The following is a 16759-nucleotide window of genomic DNA, read 5'->3' on the forward strand; positions in this document are numbered from 1 at the left end:
TTTTTGCTGGCACCGCTCCGAGCCGAAGTATGGACATCGAGACGGTGCTCGCGCCGGTCGACGGGAGCGACGAGTCGCTGGCCGCCGCCGAGTACGGCCTCGCGGTCGCGGACGCCTACGACGCCTCCGTCCACGCGCTGTACGTCATCGGCGAGGAGTCGACGGCGGGGCTGAAGGCCGGCGAAATCGAGGAACAGGAGGTCGCCGCCGCCTCCACCGCCTTCATCGACGAGATTCGCGCCCGCGCCGGCGACGTGCCCGTCGAGCAGTCGACCACGCACGGCTTCTCGGCCGCGCGGCTCTCACAGCATCCGGGCAGCGTCATCCTCGACGCCGCCGAGGAAGTCGACGCCGACTTCCTCGTCGTCCCGCGAGAACCGCTCGCCGGCGACCCGACGGCCGTCATCGAGAAGGCGACCGAGTACGTCATCGCGTACGCCTCACAGCCCGTCTTATCGGTGTAGGCGAACGCTTTTTCACGCCACGCGCGTCCTCCGGGTATGGACGAGTCGACAGCCGCCAACATCGAGTACGTCGTCGGCGAGGGCATCGTCGAGGGAATCACGGCAAACTGGGAGTCGCTGCTCGCGACCGCCGCCGACGTCGCCGCCGAACTCGACCGCGAGACCATCGTCTGTGAGCCGACCGACGTGACCGTCGTTCCGGCGGCCGACCAGTTCGGGCTCACGGCCGTCGTCGACGACGAGACGTTCAGCCGCCTCGACGCGCTCGACGCCGACGCGTTCGAACCGACCCACGTCGCCCGCGCCGAGAGCGACGGTCTCGTGCTCTTACTCGTCGTCTTCGAGTCGGACGAACAGGCCGTCGTCCTCCCGCTGTACTACGAGCGCACCGCAGACGCCGAGGGTGTGTTGCGCGACCACGACGAGCTCCCGATTCGGGTCCGGAGTCTCACGGCGCTCGAACCGGTCTCCTTTCTGCTCGAGTCACCCGAGTACGTCTTCCCCGAGACGCCCCTCGACGACTAGTCGTCGCCGACCTCGTGGACGTGGCCGCACTCGGGACACGTCACCTCGTCGTGGCGCAGGCCGGCAGACCGGTCGCGCACCTCGCGCATCACCTCCGAGATTCTGTCCTCGGCGTCGAGTTCCTCGTCGACCGTCAGCTCAACTCCTTCCACTTCGAGCAGGAACTTCGCCACCTCCGTCACCTCGTACATCAGATCGTCCAGCTCCTCGGCGGTGAAGAAGTCACACATCGCGCCGTAGAGGAACGTTGCACCGGCCTTCTGCACCTTCTCCTCGAAGGAGGCCCGCGCCTGGTTCACGGCCTGCGGGGAGTAGGTGTCCGTCATGAATGGAACGAGCTCGGGCAGATTCTCGCCGATTTTCGTCATCTCGACGCCCGTCTCGGTGCGGAAGTCGGCACACAGCCGGGCGATGGCCCACTCGCGGGCGGTGATGTATGTGCGGTCGCGCAGGAACTCGTTCGCGCGGTCGTAGGTCGCGCCGTCGATCTTCGAAAAGCGGGCGTACTCCTGTACGTCCTCGGGCACGTCCGCGTCTTCCGGCTCCTCGCGCTCGGCTTCGACGCGTTCGACCGCCGGCGTCGGCTCCTCCTCGGGCGTCTCTGTCATGGCTGAAACTCCAGTACGACGGCGAAAAAGCGTGTCGCCCGCCCGCCGCAGTTATCGACGCTCGCGGTTTAGCTCTCGCTCGATTGAGTCGGTCGCCTCGTCGTCGGTCTCTATCAGCCGTTCGAGTCGGTGTTCGAACTCCTCGTCGGTCAGTTCGCCGTCGGCGTACCGGCGCTTGAGCCGGTCGACCGGGTCCTCGGGCGTCTCCGCTCCCTCTTCCTCCTCGTCGTCGGTGAGAATCCCGACGAGCGGCAGGACGACGGCGAAGCCGACGACCCAGACAATCCAGAACCACTCGACACCCAGAAAGAGGGCCGTCATGCCGAGACCCAAAATCAGGAACACGGTCACGCCGGCGATGTCCTCTCGCGCGTTCGAGACGACTCCCATAACTGGGTCTCCGTAGCTCGGAACAAAAAGCTCGTGCTCACCGCCGGGACTCTTTTAAGACCTCCAGGCGTCACCGACCCCATGAACGTCCTGCTTGGCATCGGCGGGAGCGAGGACTCCTTTCGCGCCCTCGATAAGACAATCGACCGGGCACAGGAGGCCGGCGACTCGCTGACCGTCGCCATCCTCGAGAACCCCGACTCCGACCCCGACCCCGACGACCTCGCCGAGCGCGCACGCGCGGCACTCGACGACGCCGGGCTCGACCCCGACGTGCACATCCTCGAAGGCCACGCCGGCAGCCAACTCGTCGAGTTCGCAGAGCGCGAGGGGTACGAACTCATCGTCCTCGGGGGCGGTGAGACCAGCCCGCTCGGGAAGGTCCAGCTCGGCTCCATCGCGGAGTTCGTCCTGTTGAACGCCACTGTCTCGGTCACCTTGGTCCGATGAGTCGCATCTACCCCGACGAGGTCGCCGGACCGTACGACCCGCCCCCGCGCTCGTTCACCGACAAGGCCGGCCGCGACATCCAGATTCGCCGCTTCGACGACGACATGGCGGCGCTCGTCTCGATGTATCTCGACTTCGACCCCGACGACCGCGCCCAGGGGATCCCCCCGACGACCGACGAGCAGATTCGCGAGTGGCTCGACACCATCGTCACCGAGGAGGGCGTCAACGTCATCGCGTGGCACGACGGCGACGCCGTCGGCCACGCCACCCTCGTCCCGGACTTCGATGACAACGAGGGGACGGAGGGACTCGACGAGTTCGAGCTCGCCATCTTCGTCCTCGCGGAGTACCAGGAGTCGGGCATCGGCTCACAGCTCATCACCGCGCTGCTCGGGGCCGGCCGCGAGGCAGAAATCGACCGGGTGTGGCTCACCGTCGAGCGGTGGAACCACGCCGCCGTCGCGCTGTACGAGAAGGTCGGCTTCGAGCCGTCCGACACCGGCAGCTTCGAGCTGGAGATGGGCGCGAAGCTACGCTGACCGGACGTTTTCGCCGGCGCGCGACCCGAACTCGCCGTCCTCGTACACGACCGACCCGCGCACCAGCGTCAGCGACGGGAACACGCCGTCCATCCCCTCGAAGGGCGTCCACTCGCAGTTCGTATGGAGGGCGTCGCCGCGAATCGCTCGCGGCTCCGTCCCGACGAGCACGAGGTCGGCGTCGTTGCCTTCCTCGATTCTTCCCTTCCGGTCGAGCCCGAACACGTCGGCCGGAGTCGCCGCCGTGAGGTCGCGCACGCGCTCGTACGTCAGCTCGCCCCGGTCGGCGGCCGCGAGCAACAGCGGGAGCGCGGTCTCGACGCCCGGCACACCGGAGGGAGCCGACCAGACGTCGGTGTCCTTCTCGGCGCGGGTGTGTGGCGCGTGGTCGGTCGCAATCATGTCGACGGTGCCGTCGGCGACGCGCTCGAAGACGGCCTCGCGGCGCTGTTCGCTCCGGAGTGGCGGATTCATCCGTCCGTGCGTGCCCAACTCGGCGAGGTCATCGCGCGACAAGAAGAGGTGGTGTGGCGTCACCTCGCAGGTCATCCCGGCCTCGGCCGCGGTGTCGATACCCGCCGGCGTGGAGGTGTGGGCGACGTGAATCTGGGTGTCGTGCTCGCGGGCGGTCTCACAGGCGCGCTCGACGGCGACGGCCTCGGCCTCGGCGGTCCGGTAGGCGCTCCACGCGTCGGCGTCGTCCCGGTCGCGGGCCGACTCATCGAAGAGGGTCGCGTCCTCGGCGTGGACCGTGACGCGGGTGTCGGTCTCGCTCGCGGCCACGAGCGCGTCCGCGAACAGGTCGCCCTCGATACCCATCTCGCCCGTCGAGTCGGCGAGGAACACCTCGCCGAGCGCGAACAGCGGGCGCGCGAGCAGGGAGTCGGGGTCCCACGACCCGGTGACGCCGCCGTTGATGCCGTAGTCGACGTACGACTCGGCCGCGAGGGCGGCCTTCTGGTCGAACGCCTCGCCGTCGACGGTCGGCGGGTCGGTGTTCGGCTGGTCGACGACGGTCGTGACGCCGCCGGCCGCGGCCGACTTCGACCCGCTCGTCCACGTCTCCTTGTGCGCGTAGCCCGGTTCCCGGAAGTGGACGTGCGCGTCAATCATCCCCGGGAGCAGTCGCTTGTCCGTCGCGTCGACGACGCGCTCGTCGCCGGTCGGAGTGAGGTCGCCGACGGCGGCGATGGTCTCGCCGTCGACCCGTACGTCACGCACTCGTCCGTCGGCGAGCGTCGCGGCCTGAAAGAGCATACCTCGACTCCGGCGTGCCGAGGATAAAAATGGGGCTACCGCAGGCGCTCGACGGTCGCGTCGCGGCCGCCGACGAGCGCCGATTCGAGCGCGCGGGCCACCCGGTCGGGGTCGCCGTCTCCGCCTGCCCGTGCGACGCTCCCGACGCTGTCGGGGTCGAAGGGAACGTCGAGCGCGTCGTACACCGCCCCGAGCACGGTGGCGATTTGCTCGTGGTCGCGCACGACGGCGATACCGGCGGTCTGTGCGACGCCCTTCGAGACGCGCTGTGCGAGGCCGACGAGTTTCCCGTCCGAAGAGAGGGAGTGTTGGCCGGGACAGAAGGCGTCGGGCGGCTCCCCCCGCGCTGCCGTCACCCCCACTGTTTCGAGTGCACGCTGTACGTCCGCGACCGCGGCGTCGTAGCGGTCGTCCATCCCGACCCGGAGGTCGTCGAGCGGTTCGAGACGGAGAAAGGCGACCGTCGACCCCGTGTACGCGACCGCGCGGCCGCCCACGTCGCGCTCGTGTGGCGGATAGCCGTGCTCGCGGGCGGCGGCACGCGCCTGCTCGTAGCCGTCAGCGCGGGCGTCGCGGCGGCCGAACGCCAGCTGTCGGTGTGGTCGCCACGCTCGCACTGCGCCCTCGCCGTCGCTCGCCACGTCCTCACGGAGCGCGGTCGTGACCGCGCGGTCGGCCGCGATGTCTGCCGCTCGCCCGCGGACGATTCGCATACCCCTCCGACGAGCGCGACAGCTAAAGGTGTCTCCTCCTTCACTCGGGTATGGTCACGCTCCCGGGGTCGGTGGTCTCCCGCTACGACCGATTCTCCCGGTACAACTCACCGTATCCGGCCCACGACCGCGGCTGTGCAATCGACCTCTATCCGGGTGACAACGGCGGGCCAGCGCCCTCGCCGGTCGCCGGGGAGGTCATCGACACCCGGACCGTCCGGTGTCCCCCGCAGCCGTACGCCGTCGACACCGACCACCTCATTTTGCTCGACACCGGCGAGCACGTCGCCCGCATCCTCCACGTCGACCCCGCCGTCGAGGCGGGCGACACGGTTGCAGTCGGTGACTCGCTCGGCCGGCTCGTCCGCTCGGGCTTCTTCGGTCGGTGGGTCGACGACCACGTCCACCTCGGCTTCCGGGCGCCCGACGCGAATCCGTATCGGGCCTCGGGGTCGCTCCCGCTCACCGTCGGCTGCGACGTTGCGCCGCTCGCGTGGGACGGCACGGGCGAGATTGTCGAGGTCGGGGAGACGCACGTTCGGCTCGACTCCCCCGCCGGCGGGGACGGATTCGTCGCCCTCGCCAGCGACGGGGGCGTCCCGCTCGACGGCGGGCTTGCCCACTACGCCGGCGCGGGCACGTTCGGGTCGCCGTCCGGGCCGCTCTCGCTGCTCGGGACCGAGGTCGCGACGCCGACCGAGGACGGTATCGCGTGGCGCGACGTGGCGGTCACGGTCGACGGGGTACGCGCGACGGGGCTGTCGCTGTTCGCGTCACAAATCGAGTTCGGGACGAAGCTCGTCTTCCACGAGGGCCACGACTTCGCCGTCGGAGAGTCGGTTCGGGTCGCCATCCACGAGACGACCGACCCGATTCGGCTCGGGTAGCCGGCTTACCGTGGCGAGTCGTCGCGCCGATTCTGTCGCTGGATGTGGCATCCCTCCGATGCCGTGGTCTCTTTGTCGCGCGGGAAACTACCGCGAGGTATGGACAACGAGGCAGTAGACGGGTTCGGCTCGCGCCGCTCGACCGTGTACGGCAGCGAGGGGATGGTCGCGACGAGCCAGCCGCTGGCGGCGACGGCAGGGTTAGAGACGCTCGAAGCCGGCGGCAACGCCTTCGACGCGGCGGTCGCGACCGCGGCCGCGCTCAACGTCGTGGAGCCGACCTCGACGGGGCTGGGCGGTGACGTGTTCGCCCTCTACCGGACGGCGGACGGCGAGGTGGGGGCGATGCGCTCGTGTGGCGGTGCACCGGCGAACGCGACCCGACAGACGGTGCGCGAGGCAGTGGCCGACGAGGACGAGGACCCCAGCGAAGCCGAGATGCCGATGCTCGGTCCCCAGACCGTGACGGTTCCGGGGACGGCCCGCGGGTGGGAGGCGACGACCGAGCGGTTCGGCGAGCGCAGCCTCGGGGAGAACCTCCAACACGCCATCCGGTACGCGACGGAGGGGTATCCCGTCTCGCCGGTCATCGCCGACGCGTGGAGCTACGCCGAGGACCTCTTCGACAACGAGAACGCCCGCAATGCCTACCTCGTAGACGGTGAACGCGCCCCGGAGGCGGGCGAACACGTCACTCTCGACGCCCTCGGCGCGACGCTCGAAACCATCGCCGAGGAGGGCGCAGACGCCGTCTACGAGGGCGAAATCGGCGAGCAAATCGTCGAAGAGGTGCAGGAGGCCGGCGGCTTCCTCACGATGGACGACCTCACAGAGTTCGAACCGGAGTTTCCCGACCCCGTCTCGACTAGCTACAACGGGACCGAGGTGTACGAACTCCCGCCGAACAATCAGGGACTCATCGTGTTGGAGGCGCTCAACATCGCCAGCGAACTGGGCGCGAGCGAGGCCGAGGGGACCGAGCGCGTCCACCTGTTCGTGGAGGCGCTCAAGCGGGCGTTCCACGACGGCCACCGCTACATCACCGACCCCGACTACGAGGAGCTGCCGCCGCTCAACAGCGCCGAGTGGGCGAGCGAGCGCGCGAGCGACGTGGAGGAGACGGCCGGCGACGTGGAGTTCATGCAACGGACGGGCGAGGACGCCGACACCGTCCTCCTGTGTGTGGCCGACGACGAGGGGAACGTGGTGTCGTACATCAACTCCCGGTTCGCGGGCTTCGGCTCCGGGCTGGTCGCCGGCGACACGGGCATCGCACTCCAGAACCGCGGGGCCTCCTTCTCGCTGGACGACGACCACCCGAACCGGTTCGAACCGGGCAAGCGCCCGTTCCACACCCTGATTCCGGGGCTTATCGACTTCGCACCCGACACTGAGGAGGAGGAGGACTGGGCGGCCTTCGGCGTGATGGGCGGATTCATGCAGCCACAGGGGCATCTCCAGACCGTGACGAGCCTCGTGGACGACGGGCTGACGCCACAGCAGGCGCTCGACCGGCCGCGCTGGCGCTACCGCGAGGACGGCCGGCTGGCCGTCGAAGCGCGGTTCCCGACCGAGACGCAAAACGGGCTCTTGCGCCGGGGTCACGACCTCGCCGTGTTGCCGCCGATTCAGTTCGGCGGCGCGCAGTTCGTGCGCCGCAACGCCGACGGCGTCCTGTCGGGCGCGACGGAGCCACGAAAGGACGGAAACGCCGTCGGCCGGTAAGCCGGGAAGGTCTATACATCTCCACGCTAAGTGAGAGTATGGAGTGGAAGACAGATTGGGGACTGCGGGCGCGCATGGGGTTCACCATGTTCCTCCTGTTCGCGCTGTATCTCGTATTCGCGGTCGTCATCACGACGTTCTTCAGCGGAAGCGCACAGCTCTTCTTGGGGCTGATGGTGCTGTTCATGGGCGCACAGTTCTTCTTCTCGGACAAGCTGGCGCTGTACTCGATGGGGGCACGCGAGGTCTCGGACGACGAGTATCCGCAGCTACACGCGACCATCGGCCGACTCGCACAGCAGGCAGACCTCCCGAAGCCGAAGGTGGCCGTCGCCGACTCGCGGGTTCCGAACGCGTTCGCGACGGGCCGCTCACAGTCCAACAGCGCGGTCTGTGTCACGACGGGCATCATGGACACCCTCTCCGAGGAGGAGCTGGAGGGCGTGATCGCCCACGAACTCGCCCACGTCAAGAACCGCGACGTGATGGTGATGACCATCGCGTCGTTCCTCTCGACGATTGCCTTCCTCATCGTCCGGTGGGGGTGGCTGTTCGCGGGCGGCGGCAACCGCGAGGGCGGGAATCAGGCTCCCGTCTTCGTCGCCATCATCGCGTCGCTGGTCGTCTGGATTCTGTCGTTCCTGCTGATTCGGGCGCTCTCGCGCTACCGCGAGTTCGCGGCCGACCGCGGCGGCGCGGCCATCACGGGCAAGCCCTCGGCGCTCGCGTCCGCCCTGCTCAAGATTAGCGGGAAGATGGACAGCGTGCCGAACGACGACCTCCGCGAGCAGTCGGAGATGAACGCGTTCTTCATCATCCCCATCAAGGCCGGGGCGATTGGTCGGCTGTTCTCGACACACCCCTCGACGGACAAGCGCGTCGAGCGGCTCCGTGAACTGGAACGCGAGATGGAAACGCAATAATGGGGCTGTTCGACTCTGTCAAACAGGCGCTCGGCGTCGCCGCCGAGGCCGACGCGACCCGCGAGGGCGACCCCGAGGCGCTGTTTGACCTCTCGACGGCCGCCGTGACGATGGAGGCGCAACTCGACTTCGCTCCGGCAGACGAGGCCGCGCTCTGCTTTTCGGGGGTGGACTCGACGGCCTTCACCGATGCGCGCGACGAGGTGGCGGCCGTCCTCGACGCCGGCGAGTCGGAGACGGGCACCGTCTTCGAGTTCCGCACCGACGCCCACGGCTACGACTGGGTCGTCCTCGCCGACACGGAGTTCGAGGACCTCGTGACGAGCGTTCACTTCGCCGCCGACACGATGCAGGAGTCCGGCTTCGGCTCCCGGCTGCTCGCGGCGGCGTTCCCCTTCGAGCGGGACAACACCGTCGCCTACTGGCTCTACTCCTTCCGCCGGGGGAGCTACTACCCGTTCGTCCCGACCGGCGACCGAAACCACGACTCCAGCACGGAGTTCAAACTCGAATCCGTCCTCGGCTCGGAGCTCACCATCGAGGAGGACAAGGAGTACTGGTATCCGATGTGGCCCGAAGGCGACGCCCGTCCGTGGGGTCGCCCGCTCGAACCCGGCGAGTAGGACTCCTACCTAAACGTACGTATCCGCCACGAACGACTACGTTTCCGTCTGCTGATTTCACTTTCAGTACGCTGTTAACGTGGGTTTATATCCCCGGACGCACAACCGATTGGTATGTCCGCAACACAGGACCTCGAAGACCTCCCGGGTGTCGGCCCGGCTACCGCCGACAAGCTCCAGGACAACGGCTACGACTCCTATCAGTCCATCGCCGTCGCTTCCCCGAGTGAGCTCTCGAACAAGGCCGACGTGGGCGAGTCGTCGGCGTCCGACATCATCAACGCCGCCCGCGAGGCCGCCGACATCGGCGGCTTCGAGACCGGGACGAGCGTGCTCGAGCGCCGCGAGGAAATCGGCAAGCTCCAGTGGCTCATCCCCGAAATCGACGAGATGCTCGGCGGCGGCGTCGAGACCCAGTCGATCACCGAGGTGTACGGCGAGTTCGGCTCCGGCAAGTCCCAGATCACCCACCAGCTCGCGGTGAACGTCCAGCTACAGGCCGAGAACGGCGGCCTCCACGGTCGCTGTATCTTCATCGACACGGAGGACACCTTCCGGCCCGAGCGCATCGACGAGATGGTTCGAGGACTCGACGACGAGGTCATCGACTCCGAACTCGAGTACCGAGACATCGAGGGGAGCGCCGGCGACGACGAGGCCATGGAGGCGCTCGTGGACGACGTACTCGCGAAGATTCACGTCGCGAAGGCGTTCAACTCCAACCACCAGATCCTCCTCGCCGAGAAGTCGCTGGAAATCGCGAAGGAACACGAGGACGACGACTACCCCGTCCGGCTGCTGTGTGTCGACTCGCTCACGGCCCACTTCCGCGCCGAGTACGTCGGCCGCGGTGAGCTCGCCAACCGCCAGCAGAAGCTGAACAAACACCTCCACAGCCTCGACCGCGTCGGCAACCTCTACAACGCCGCCGTGGTCGTCACGAACCAGGTGCAGTCGAACCCGGACGCCTTCTTCGGCGACCCCACCAAGCCCATCGGCGGCAACATCCTCGGTCACAAGTCGACGTTCCGGATGTACCTGAAGAAGTCGAAGGGGAACAAGCGCATCGTCAAGCTCGTCGACGCGCCGAACCTGGCCGACGGCGAGTCCGTCATGCGCGTCGAGAACGCGGGTATCAAGCCCGAGTAGTGCCCCTCGACGCGTCGACGCGCGAACTGCTCCTGCTCGCGTTCGCCCGTCGCCGGGGCATCCTCGACGCCCTGACGACCGACGCCGGCACGCCCGAGGCGGTCGCCGACGCGACGGACACCGACCCGGCGGTCGCCGAGGCGGTCACCACGGCGCTTGCAGCCCGTGGCTTCCTCGAACGCGTGGGCGACGAGTACGAGCCGACGAACCGCCTGCTCGGCTTTCTCACCAAGACTGACGTGCGCTCCGTCGGCTCGCTGCCGGCGACACTCGACACCATCGACGCGTGGACCGACCACGACACCGACCCCGAGCGCGCCCGCGTGAACCGGCTCGGCGAGCAGTGGGCGCGCGACGACCAGACCGTTCGGGCGGCCGTCACTGCCGCCGTCCGCGCCGTACCCGACGCCGAGCACGTCGTCTGTCTCCGCGACGGCCCCGGCCGCCACGCCCGCGAGTTCGCCGCTCGCGGCTACGACGCGACGGTTCTGGAATCGCCCGCCCGTGGCGACCGGGTCACACCGCTGCTCGCGCCGACCGACGTTCGACTCGAAACAGGGGGGTACGACACCGTCCCGCAGACGGATCTCGTCTTCGCGGCGGGGCTGCTCGCGCGGTCGGACGACGAGCGCGCTCGCCGGTGGCTCGCGGCCGCCGGCGAGGCTGCGTCGACGGTCGTCTGTATCGAACCAGTGCGCGACCGGTCGGCCGACGGCGCACTACTTGACGTGGAACACCGGCTCCGAGACGGCGGTCGCGTCCGACCCGAGTCGGCGCTGCGGTCGCTGTTTACCGACGCGAATCTCGACTGCGCGCTCGCCGAAATTCCCGGGACGGAGACCGTCGCCCTCGTCGGGCGTCGGGTTCAATAGCATCGGCCCCCGATTTTGAGCCATGGACGCGGAGCTGCTGCGGGCGGATATGGTCGATAGCCTCGAACACGAGGCGAAGGCCGTCATCGCCAGCGACGCCGTCGCAAGCGCGATGCGGACGGTTCCACGCGAGCCGTTCGTCCCCGACGACGTACTCACGTACGCCGACCGCGCGGCCGAGCAGTTCGGCACGCGCGTGCTCGCTCCCTCCGACGCCGCCCGACTGTTCGAGGCCGTCGCCCCGGACCCGGGCGAGTCGGTGCTCGTCGTCGGGGTCGGCGTCGGCTACACGGCGGCCGTGCTCGCCGAACTCGCCGGGGGCCGACACGTCCACGCCATCGACATCGACCGCAGGCTCGTCTATGAGGCCCGGTCGAATCTCCGGAAGGCGGGCTACGGTGAGGTGCTCGTGGACTGTGCCGACGGCGCGGACGGGCTTCCCGCCTACGCCCCCTACGACCACATCCTCGTTGAGGCGGCCGCCATTCGTCCGCCGAAACGGCTGCTCGCACAACTGTCTGAATCGGGTCGACTCGTGCTCCCGCTGGGAGGTGGAAATCAGACGCTCACGGTCGTCGACGGCGACGGCGAGCGCCGCGAGCGACTCGGCACGGTCGCCTTTGCCCCGATGCTCGTCGAGGGTGAGCAGGCGACCACGCTCGAACGGAATCGCACGTCTCGCGAGGAACACGAGCGCAGCCGGCAGGCCGCGAATCGAAGGAACGGCTGGGAGCAGGAGTGGATCGACTGGGACCGCTACTGACGCGTGTCCGACGCGGCTTTTTGTACATCGAGAGTGACGGGTGGGCCATGGAGGCGTCCGCGTGACCGACACCGAAATCGAGGTGACGGTCGCCGACCCCGGCGACCCTCGCCCCGCGGTCGTCGGCGAGTCGCGGCTCGACGTGGCCGTCGACGGACGGCTGTATCCGACGGCGGAACTCGCCGACGGCGGCTATCTCGCGTGGTGGTTCGAGGCGGCCGACTCGCCCGCGCCGGACGCCGAGGCGACGACCGAGTGGGTCGCCGCCCCGACCCGGTTTCTGGCTGCCGCGACGCTGCGTGAACTCTGGGCCGACCCTGCGGTCTTCGACCGCATCGCCGACGGCTCCGTTTAGCCTCATCGTCGCGCTTTTCTCCGCCACCCTCTCCGGGTGAGATGTGCCCGACGACGACCCCGACGAGCGACTCGCCGACGCCCTCGAACGCGTGGCACACGGGGCAGTCGTCTCGATTCCCAGCACGCTCGCCCAGCGACTGCTCGCGCTCGCGTTCACCGCCGTCCTGACCAACGGCTTCTCGGCCGGCGGGTACGGGCTGTTCGTGCTCGCGCGGCGCATCCAGCGATTCCTGCGCTCGCTCACCCGCAGCTTCACCACCGGGCTGAGCCGGTACGTTCCGAACACCGACACCGACGCCGACCGCGACATCGTGGCGACGTTCGCGCTCACGCTCGCGCTCGCGGCCGCCACCGTCTTCGGTGTCGCACTGTATCTCGCCGTGCCCGAAATCGGCCGGCTCACGGCCAAAGGAGCTGAGTTCGAGCTGTATCTGCGCGTCTTCGCGCTCGGACTGCCGGCGACGGTGTGGCTCTCCGTCGTGGGGAGTCTGCTCCAGAGCCTAGAGGAGATTACGCCGATGAACCTCACCCTCCGGCTCGGCTTCCCGACGCTCCAGCTGCTCGCCGCGGGCGTCGGGCTCTGGCTCGATAGCCTGCTCGCGGTCGCAGTCGGCGTGCTCGTCGCCGCGGCGCTCGGCGGAACCGCCGCGCTCGCCTGGCTCGCTCGCGAGCGCGGACTGCGCCCCCGGTATCGCGGGCCGACGGCCAGTTCGCTTCGCGGACGCTACCTCCGCTACACCGCGCCGCTGTTCGCGAGTTCGATTGCGACGACCGTCCAGCGGCTCGGCTTTTATCCGCTCATCGCGGTCTTTCTCACCAGCACCGCGGGCGCGGTGTTCGCGGTCGGGGAACTCGTCGGGATGCTCGTCCGGCTCCCCCTGTTCGGCATCAATCAGCTGATGCCCCCCGTCGCGGCCACGCTGTACGGCGGCGACCACCACGAGGCGCTCGCGAAGCTGTATCACGCGACCAGCCGGCTCGTACTCGTCGGCGTCACCGGACTCGCGGTGCCGGTGGTCGTCTTCCGGCGCGAGGTGATGGGGCTGTTCGGACCGGCGTTCGTCGAGCACGCACCCCTCCTGCCGGCGTTCATCCTCGCGCAGTGGATCGCCTGTGCCGCCGGCAGCGTCGGCATCCTCCTCATGATGACCGACCACCAGCGCGCGATGTTCCTCGTCAACACCGCCATCACCGCCGGACTGGTCGTCGTCTCGATTCCGCTCACCCGCCAGTACGGGCTCGCGGGCGTCGTCGGGGTGTACCTGCTCATGCTCTCGCTCAACAACGTCCTCGAAGTGGTCGTGCTCTGGTGGCTCGAGGACCTCCAGCCGCTCACGGTCGCCCACCTCAAACCCGTCGCCGCGGCCGTCCCGCTCGCCGCGGTGACGCTGGTCGGCCACCGGCTCGTTCCCGGACTGGGCGGTGCGGTCGGGGCGACGGTCGTCGGACTCGCCGTCTATGCGGGCGTCCTGTTGTGGCTCGGATTTGCCCCCGCAGAGCGCCGGCTCGTCGGTGCACTCGCCGACCGCTACCGGTCGGTCACTCCCGGATGACGAGCAGCGCGGTGTTCTCTCTGCGGTCGACGTACTCGGCGTTCGCCGGCGGCTTCACCTCGAAGGAGACGGTGCCGTCGGCCTGATTTTCTCCCAGCGACGGGTCGATGTCGAGCGTTGCCCTCCCCGACTCGTTGGTAGTCGCCGTCGCCACGCCGTCGAGCATCGCGGAGTCGCCGCGCGCGATGACCGTCGCGCCCGAGACGCGGCCTCCGTCCGGGCCGACGACCGCGACCGACACCGTCTCCGTCTCGCCGAGCGTCGCGACCTCCGGCTCCGGCCGTACGTCGAGTTCGCTCACGCCGATGGCCGAGATCCCCGAAATCATGTTCATCATCACGGACAGCGACGCCACGCCGACCACCAGCGCGATGACCAGCCGAATCGGTAACCCCTCGATAGCCCGCTCGTCGTCGAGTATGTCGAACACGGGGTCGGTGGCCCGTCATCCGTCATAAGCTGTCGTCCCCGACTTGAAGTGAGATACCGCGCCACGACCGGCGTGGCGACCATCGGCCGCACGGACGGCGACGGACCGAAACTCCCACTCGGGCAGTATATCGCCCGCGACGGGAGCCACGGGGGAGACGTGACGCTCGACTGTGCCCGGCCACACGCGATGTGTCTGGTCGGGAAACGGGGGAGCGGGAAGTCGAACACGCTCGGGCTGCTCGCCGAGGGGCTCTGTGCGGTCGACGGGATCGTCCCCGTGGTCGCGGACCCGATGGGTGGCTTCGCCGGACTCGACGCACTCGGCGCCGCTGTGCGTGAGCCGCGCGTCTCCCCTGCGGCGATTCCGCCTCGGGAGTGGCCGCGGCTCGTCGGGCTCGACCCGACGGAGGCGGCCGGCGCGCTCGTCTGGACGGCCGCGAGCGAGCGTTCGACGCTCGCCGAGATGCGCGCGTACGTCGACGACGAGGGGGCCCGCCACACGCGCCGGGTCGCGGCGAACCACCTCGCCCGTGCGGCCTCGTGGGGGGTGTTCGCGCCCGAGGGCATCCGCCAGCCGACGGACCCGACCGTCCTCGACCTCGCCGGCGTCTCCGACCGCGCGGCGAACGCCGTCGTTCGCGCGGTCGCGACCGGGTTGTACGAGCGCCGACTCGCGGGCGAGGGGCCGTTGCCGTGGCTGCTCGTGGACGAGGCGCACGTCTTCCTCGATGGCGTCGCCGCGCCCGCGCTGGATACACTCCTCACTCGGGGACGTGCCCCCGGCGTCTCGCTCGTGCTCGCGACCCAGCGCCCCAACGCGCTCCCCGAGACGGCCATCTCGCAGGCCGACCTGTTAGCGACCCACCGGCTCACCGGCCGCGCGGATACGGCCGCCGTCGCGGGCGCACGCGGCGACTACGTCGACGGGTCCGTCGAGACCCGGATTCCTGCCGGCGTCGGTGACCTGCTCGTCTTCGACGACGCCACCGAGCGCGCCCACAGCGTCCGGGTCAGCGAGCGCACGACCCCACACGGCGGAACGGCACCTACCCTCGGAACCGACGGATACGAGTAGGTCGCCCGCGCGACCCCGGTATGGAGAGGAACCCGACGCTCGCGCTCGTCGCCGTCGGCGGTGCGCTCGGTGCCGTCTGTCGGTGGGGCGTCGGCGTCGCGCTCGCCGGTCCCGCCTTCCCAGTCGGAACGCTCGCTGTGAACGTCCTCGGCGCGTTCCTGCTTGGCGTTCTGCTGTACGACCGGCGGTTCCGGAACGCGGTCGCCGCGCGCACCCGGCTGGTCGCCGGCACCGGATTCCTCTCGTCGTTCACGACGTACTCGACGTTCGCCGCCGAAACGGTCGCGCTCGCCCCGGCGCTCGCGGGACTGAATCTCGCTGCGAACTACGCGCTCGGCTTCCTCGCCGTCCTCGCCGGCCGTCGCGTCGCGGGGTGGTCGGCGTGACACTCACGCCGCTGCTCGTCGCTGTCGGCGGCGCAGTCGGTGCCGTCTGTCGACACGTGGTCGACGAGCACATCGGGCGCGCACGGGTCGACACGCTCGTCGTGAACGTGCTCGGTAGTCTCCTCCTCGGATTCGTGCTCGCCGCGCCGCTGGGCGAATCGGCGGTCGCGCTCGCGGGAACCGGGTTCTGTGGCGCGTTCACGACGTTCTCGTCGTTCGCGTTCGAGACGGTCCGGCTCGCAGAAGACGGGTTCGGCCGGGCGGCCGCGGTGAACGCGGTCGGCACGTTCGCGCTCGCAGCCGTCGGCGTCGCGGTCGGGGGATGGGGCGGCTCAGTTGTCTTCTAGCTCCTGGAGCGCCCGCTCGAAGTCCTCGGTGGTGAAGTCCGCCGTCGTCTCGTCGAGCTTCACGCTCAGTTCTTCTATGTCCTCACACAGCTCCGCGTACGCCTCGCTCTCTTCGAGTTCGCGCTCGCTCTTTTGCGTTTCCAGCGCGGCGCGCTTCGAGACGAGCGCGTAGTACTCCCGCAGTTGGGCGTCGTACTCCGACCGGGAGAGCAGCTGTTCGACGGCCTCGCGAAGCTCCTCGCGCCGGACCGGCTTCACGAGATAGTCGTCGAAGCCCATCTCGATGATATCGAAATCCGGCTCGACGGCGGTCACCATCGCGACGCGACAGCCGTATCCGGCCGCTCGGATGGCACTCAACACCTCGTCGCCGGAGGTGTCGGGCATCAGCCGGTCGATGAGCGCAACGTCCACGTCCTCGTCGGCGGCGTCGATGCCGTCGTCGCCGCCGTAGGCCGTCCGAACGTCGTAGCTGTCGGCCAGCCACGCGGCGTACAGGTCGGCGAGGTCGGGCTCGTCGTCGACGATCAACACCGTCGGCTGACCGTCACTCACGATGACTCCCCCGGCTACGACTACGGTTCACAGCACCACATCAACGCCGGGGATGCATGAGGTTTTGGGCGCACTGTTGACATATGAATGTATAGCCTGGATGCACAGGGTTAACTCCCCGAACCGCAACACAGCGGCCCACCGACCAGTCACCACTCGTGTA

Annotated in this window: 22 protein-coding genes; 16 read left to right on the forward strand and 6 right to left on the reverse strand. The window is 69.0% G+C overall.

Translation table 11 applies throughout. The features are described from left to right. The first annotated feature begins 29 nt into the window (after window positions 1–29). On the forward strand, window positions 30–464 hold the full coding sequence (locus DM818_RS06390; RefSeq protein WP_075937556.1) for a universal stress protein: 435 nt from the start codon (window positions 30–32) through the stop codon (window positions 462–464). 36 nt (window positions 465–500) lie between these two features. Continuing rightward, window positions 501–989 (forward strand): DUF7529 family protein, encoded by a 489-nt coding sequence (locus DM818_RS06395; protein ID WP_075937555.1) that lies wholly within the window; start codon window positions 501–503, stop codon window positions 987–989. Here the strand turns inward: DM818_RS06395 and DM818_RS06400 are convergent. Next, window positions 986–1597: a DUF5806 family protein gene (locus DM818_RS06400; RefSeq protein ID WP_075937554.1), complete on the reverse strand. Its 612-nt coding sequence runs from the start codon at window positions 1595–1597 to the stop codon at window positions 986–988. The two genes, DM818_RS06395 and DM818_RS06400, sit on opposite strands and share 4 nt — an antisense overlap. 51 nt (window positions 1598–1648) lie before the next feature. Further along, a complete protein-coding gene (locus DM818_RS06405; protein ID WP_075937553.1) occupies window positions 1649–1987 on the reverse strand; it encodes an SHOCT domain-containing protein in 339 nt (112 codons plus the stop codon). 81 nt (window positions 1988–2068) lie between these two features. Here DM818_RS06405 and DM818_RS06410 point away from each other — a divergent pair, with 81 nt between their 5' ends. After that, on the forward strand, window positions 2069–2437 hold the full coding sequence (locus DM818_RS06410) for a universal stress protein (RefSeq protein ID WP_075937552.1): 369 nt from the start codon (window positions 2069–2071) through the stop codon (window positions 2435–2437). Continuing rightward, the gene (locus tag DM818_RS06415; RefSeq protein ID WP_075937551.1) at window positions 2434–2979 is read left to right on the forward strand and encodes a GNAT family N-acetyltransferase; all 546 of its coding nucleotides are present in this window, start codon (window positions 2434–2436) and stop codon (window positions 2977–2979) included. Before DM818_RS06410 ends, DM818_RS06415 begins: the two co-directional genes overlap by 4 nt. On the opposite strand, the gene DM818_RS06420 is transcribed toward DM818_RS06415, so the two are convergent. Continuing rightward, the gene (locus DM818_RS06420) at window positions 2971–4236 is read right to left on the reverse strand and encodes a dihydroorotase (RefSeq protein ID WP_075937550.1); all 1266 of its coding nucleotides are present in this window, start codon (window positions 4234–4236) and stop codon (window positions 2971–2973) included. The two genes, DM818_RS06415 and DM818_RS06420, sit on opposite strands and share 9 nt — an antisense overlap. A gap of 35 nt (window positions 4237–4271) precedes the next feature. Then, window positions 4272–4949 carry a lipoyl protein ligase domain-containing protein gene (locus DM818_RS06425; RefSeq protein ID WP_075937549.1) on the reverse strand — a complete coding sequence of 226 codons (678 nt, stop codon included), beginning with the start codon at window positions 4947–4949 and terminating at the stop codon, window positions 4272–4274. Window positions 4950–4999: 50 nt separating this feature from the next. Between DM818_RS06425 and DM818_RS06430 the strand changes: the two genes are divergently transcribed. The 9 genes from DM818_RS06430 to DM818_RS06470 all read left to right on the forward strand — a co-directional run bounded on the left by DM818_RS06430 (window position 5000) and on the right by DM818_RS06470 (window position 13801). Next, entirely contained in the window at window positions 5000–5836 is an 837-nt protein-coding gene (locus DM818_RS06430) for a hypothetical protein (RefSeq protein ID WP_075937548.1), read from the forward strand. A gap of 99 nt (window positions 5837–5935) precedes the next feature. Beyond that, a complete protein-coding gene (locus tag DM818_RS06435) occupies window positions 5936–7561 on the forward strand; it encodes a gamma-glutamyltransferase family protein (RefSeq protein WP_123123584.1) in 1626 nt (541 codons plus the stop codon). A gap of 38 nt (window positions 7562–7599) precedes the next feature. Continuing rightward, the gene (gene htpX / locus DM818_RS06440; protein ID WP_075937546.1) at window positions 7600–8484 is read left to right on the forward strand and encodes a zinc metalloprotease HtpX; all 885 of its coding nucleotides are present in this window, start codon (window positions 7600–7602) and stop codon (window positions 8482–8484) included. Then, window positions 8484–9107 (forward strand): PspA-associated protein PspAB, encoded by a 624-nt coding sequence (gene pspAB / locus DM818_RS06445; protein WP_075937545.1) that lies wholly within the window; start codon window positions 8484–8486, stop codon window positions 9105–9107. Before htpX ends, pspAB begins: the two co-directional genes overlap by 1 nt. Window positions 9108–9221: 114 nt before the next feature. After that, a complete protein-coding gene (radA, locus tag DM818_RS06450) occupies window positions 9222–10256 on the forward strand; it encodes a DNA repair and recombination protein RadA (protein ID WP_075937544.1) in 1035 nt (344 codons plus the stop codon). Beyond that, entirely contained in the window at window positions 10256–11128 is an 873-nt protein-coding gene (locus tag DM818_RS06455) for a hypothetical protein (protein ID WP_075937542.1), read from the forward strand. Before radA ends, DM818_RS06455 begins: the two co-directional genes overlap by 1 nt. A 22-nt stretch (window positions 11129–11150) precedes the next feature. Further along, window positions 11151–11891 carry a protein-L-isoaspartate O-methyltransferase family protein gene (locus DM818_RS06460; protein WP_075937540.1) on the forward strand — a complete coding sequence of 247 codons (741 nt, stop codon included), beginning with the start codon at window positions 11151–11153 and terminating at the stop codon, window positions 11889–11891. 61 nt (window positions 11892–11952) lie between these two features. After that, window positions 11953–12246: a hypothetical protein gene (locus DM818_RS06465; protein ID WP_075938436.1), complete on the forward strand. Its 294-nt coding sequence runs from the start codon at window positions 11953–11955 to the stop codon at window positions 12244–12246. Between the two features lie 43 nt (window positions 12247–12289). Continuing rightward, entirely contained in the window at window positions 12290–13801 is a 1512-nt protein-coding gene (locus DM818_RS06470) for a lipopolysaccharide biosynthesis protein (RefSeq protein ID WP_075937538.1), read from the forward strand. Here DM818_RS06470 and DM818_RS06475 read toward each other — a convergent pair. After that, a complete protein-coding gene (locus tag DM818_RS06475) occupies window positions 13788–14231 on the reverse strand; it encodes a DUF7382 domain-containing protein (RefSeq protein WP_075937537.1) in 444 nt (147 codons plus the stop codon). The genes DM818_RS06470 and DM818_RS06475 overlap by 14 nt on opposite strands. Before the next feature lie 48 nt (window positions 14232–14279). Here DM818_RS06475 and DM818_RS06480 point away from each other — a divergent pair, with 48 nt between their 5' ends. The 3 genes from DM818_RS06480 to DM818_RS06490 are packed head-to-tail and all read left to right on the forward strand — an operon-like array spanning window position 14280 to window position 16041. Next, complete coding sequence (locus DM818_RS06480) at window positions 14280–15308, forward strand: ATP-binding protein (RefSeq protein WP_233571903.1); 1029 nt, start codon at window positions 14280–14282, stop codon at window positions 15306–15308. Window positions 15309–15328: 20 nt separating this feature from the next. Then, window positions 15329–15694, forward strand: coding sequence for a CrcB family protein (locus DM818_RS06485; RefSeq protein WP_075937535.1), 366 nt, complete (start codon window positions 15329–15331; stop codon window positions 15692–15694). Further along, complete coding sequence (locus DM818_RS06490) at window positions 15682–16041, forward strand: fluoride efflux transporter FluC (protein ID WP_075937534.1); 360 nt, start codon at window positions 15682–15684, stop codon at window positions 16039–16041. The genes DM818_RS06485 and DM818_RS06490 overlap by 13 nt, the downstream gene beginning before the upstream one ends. Here the strand turns inward: DM818_RS06490 and DM818_RS06495 are convergent. Then, window positions 16027–16596 carry a HalX domain-containing protein gene (locus DM818_RS06495; RefSeq protein WP_075937533.1) on the reverse strand — a complete coding sequence of 190 codons (570 nt, stop codon included), beginning with the start codon at window positions 16594–16596 and terminating at the stop codon, window positions 16027–16029. The genes DM818_RS06490 and DM818_RS06495 overlap by 15 nt on opposite strands. Between the last annotated feature and the right edge of the window lie 163 nt (window positions 16597–16759).

Origin of the sequence: Halosegnis longus, from assembly GCF_009663395.1 — an archaeon.
Classification (GTDB): domain Archaea; phylum Halobacteriota; class Halobacteria; order Halobacteriales; family Haloarculaceae; genus Halosegnis; species Halosegnis longus.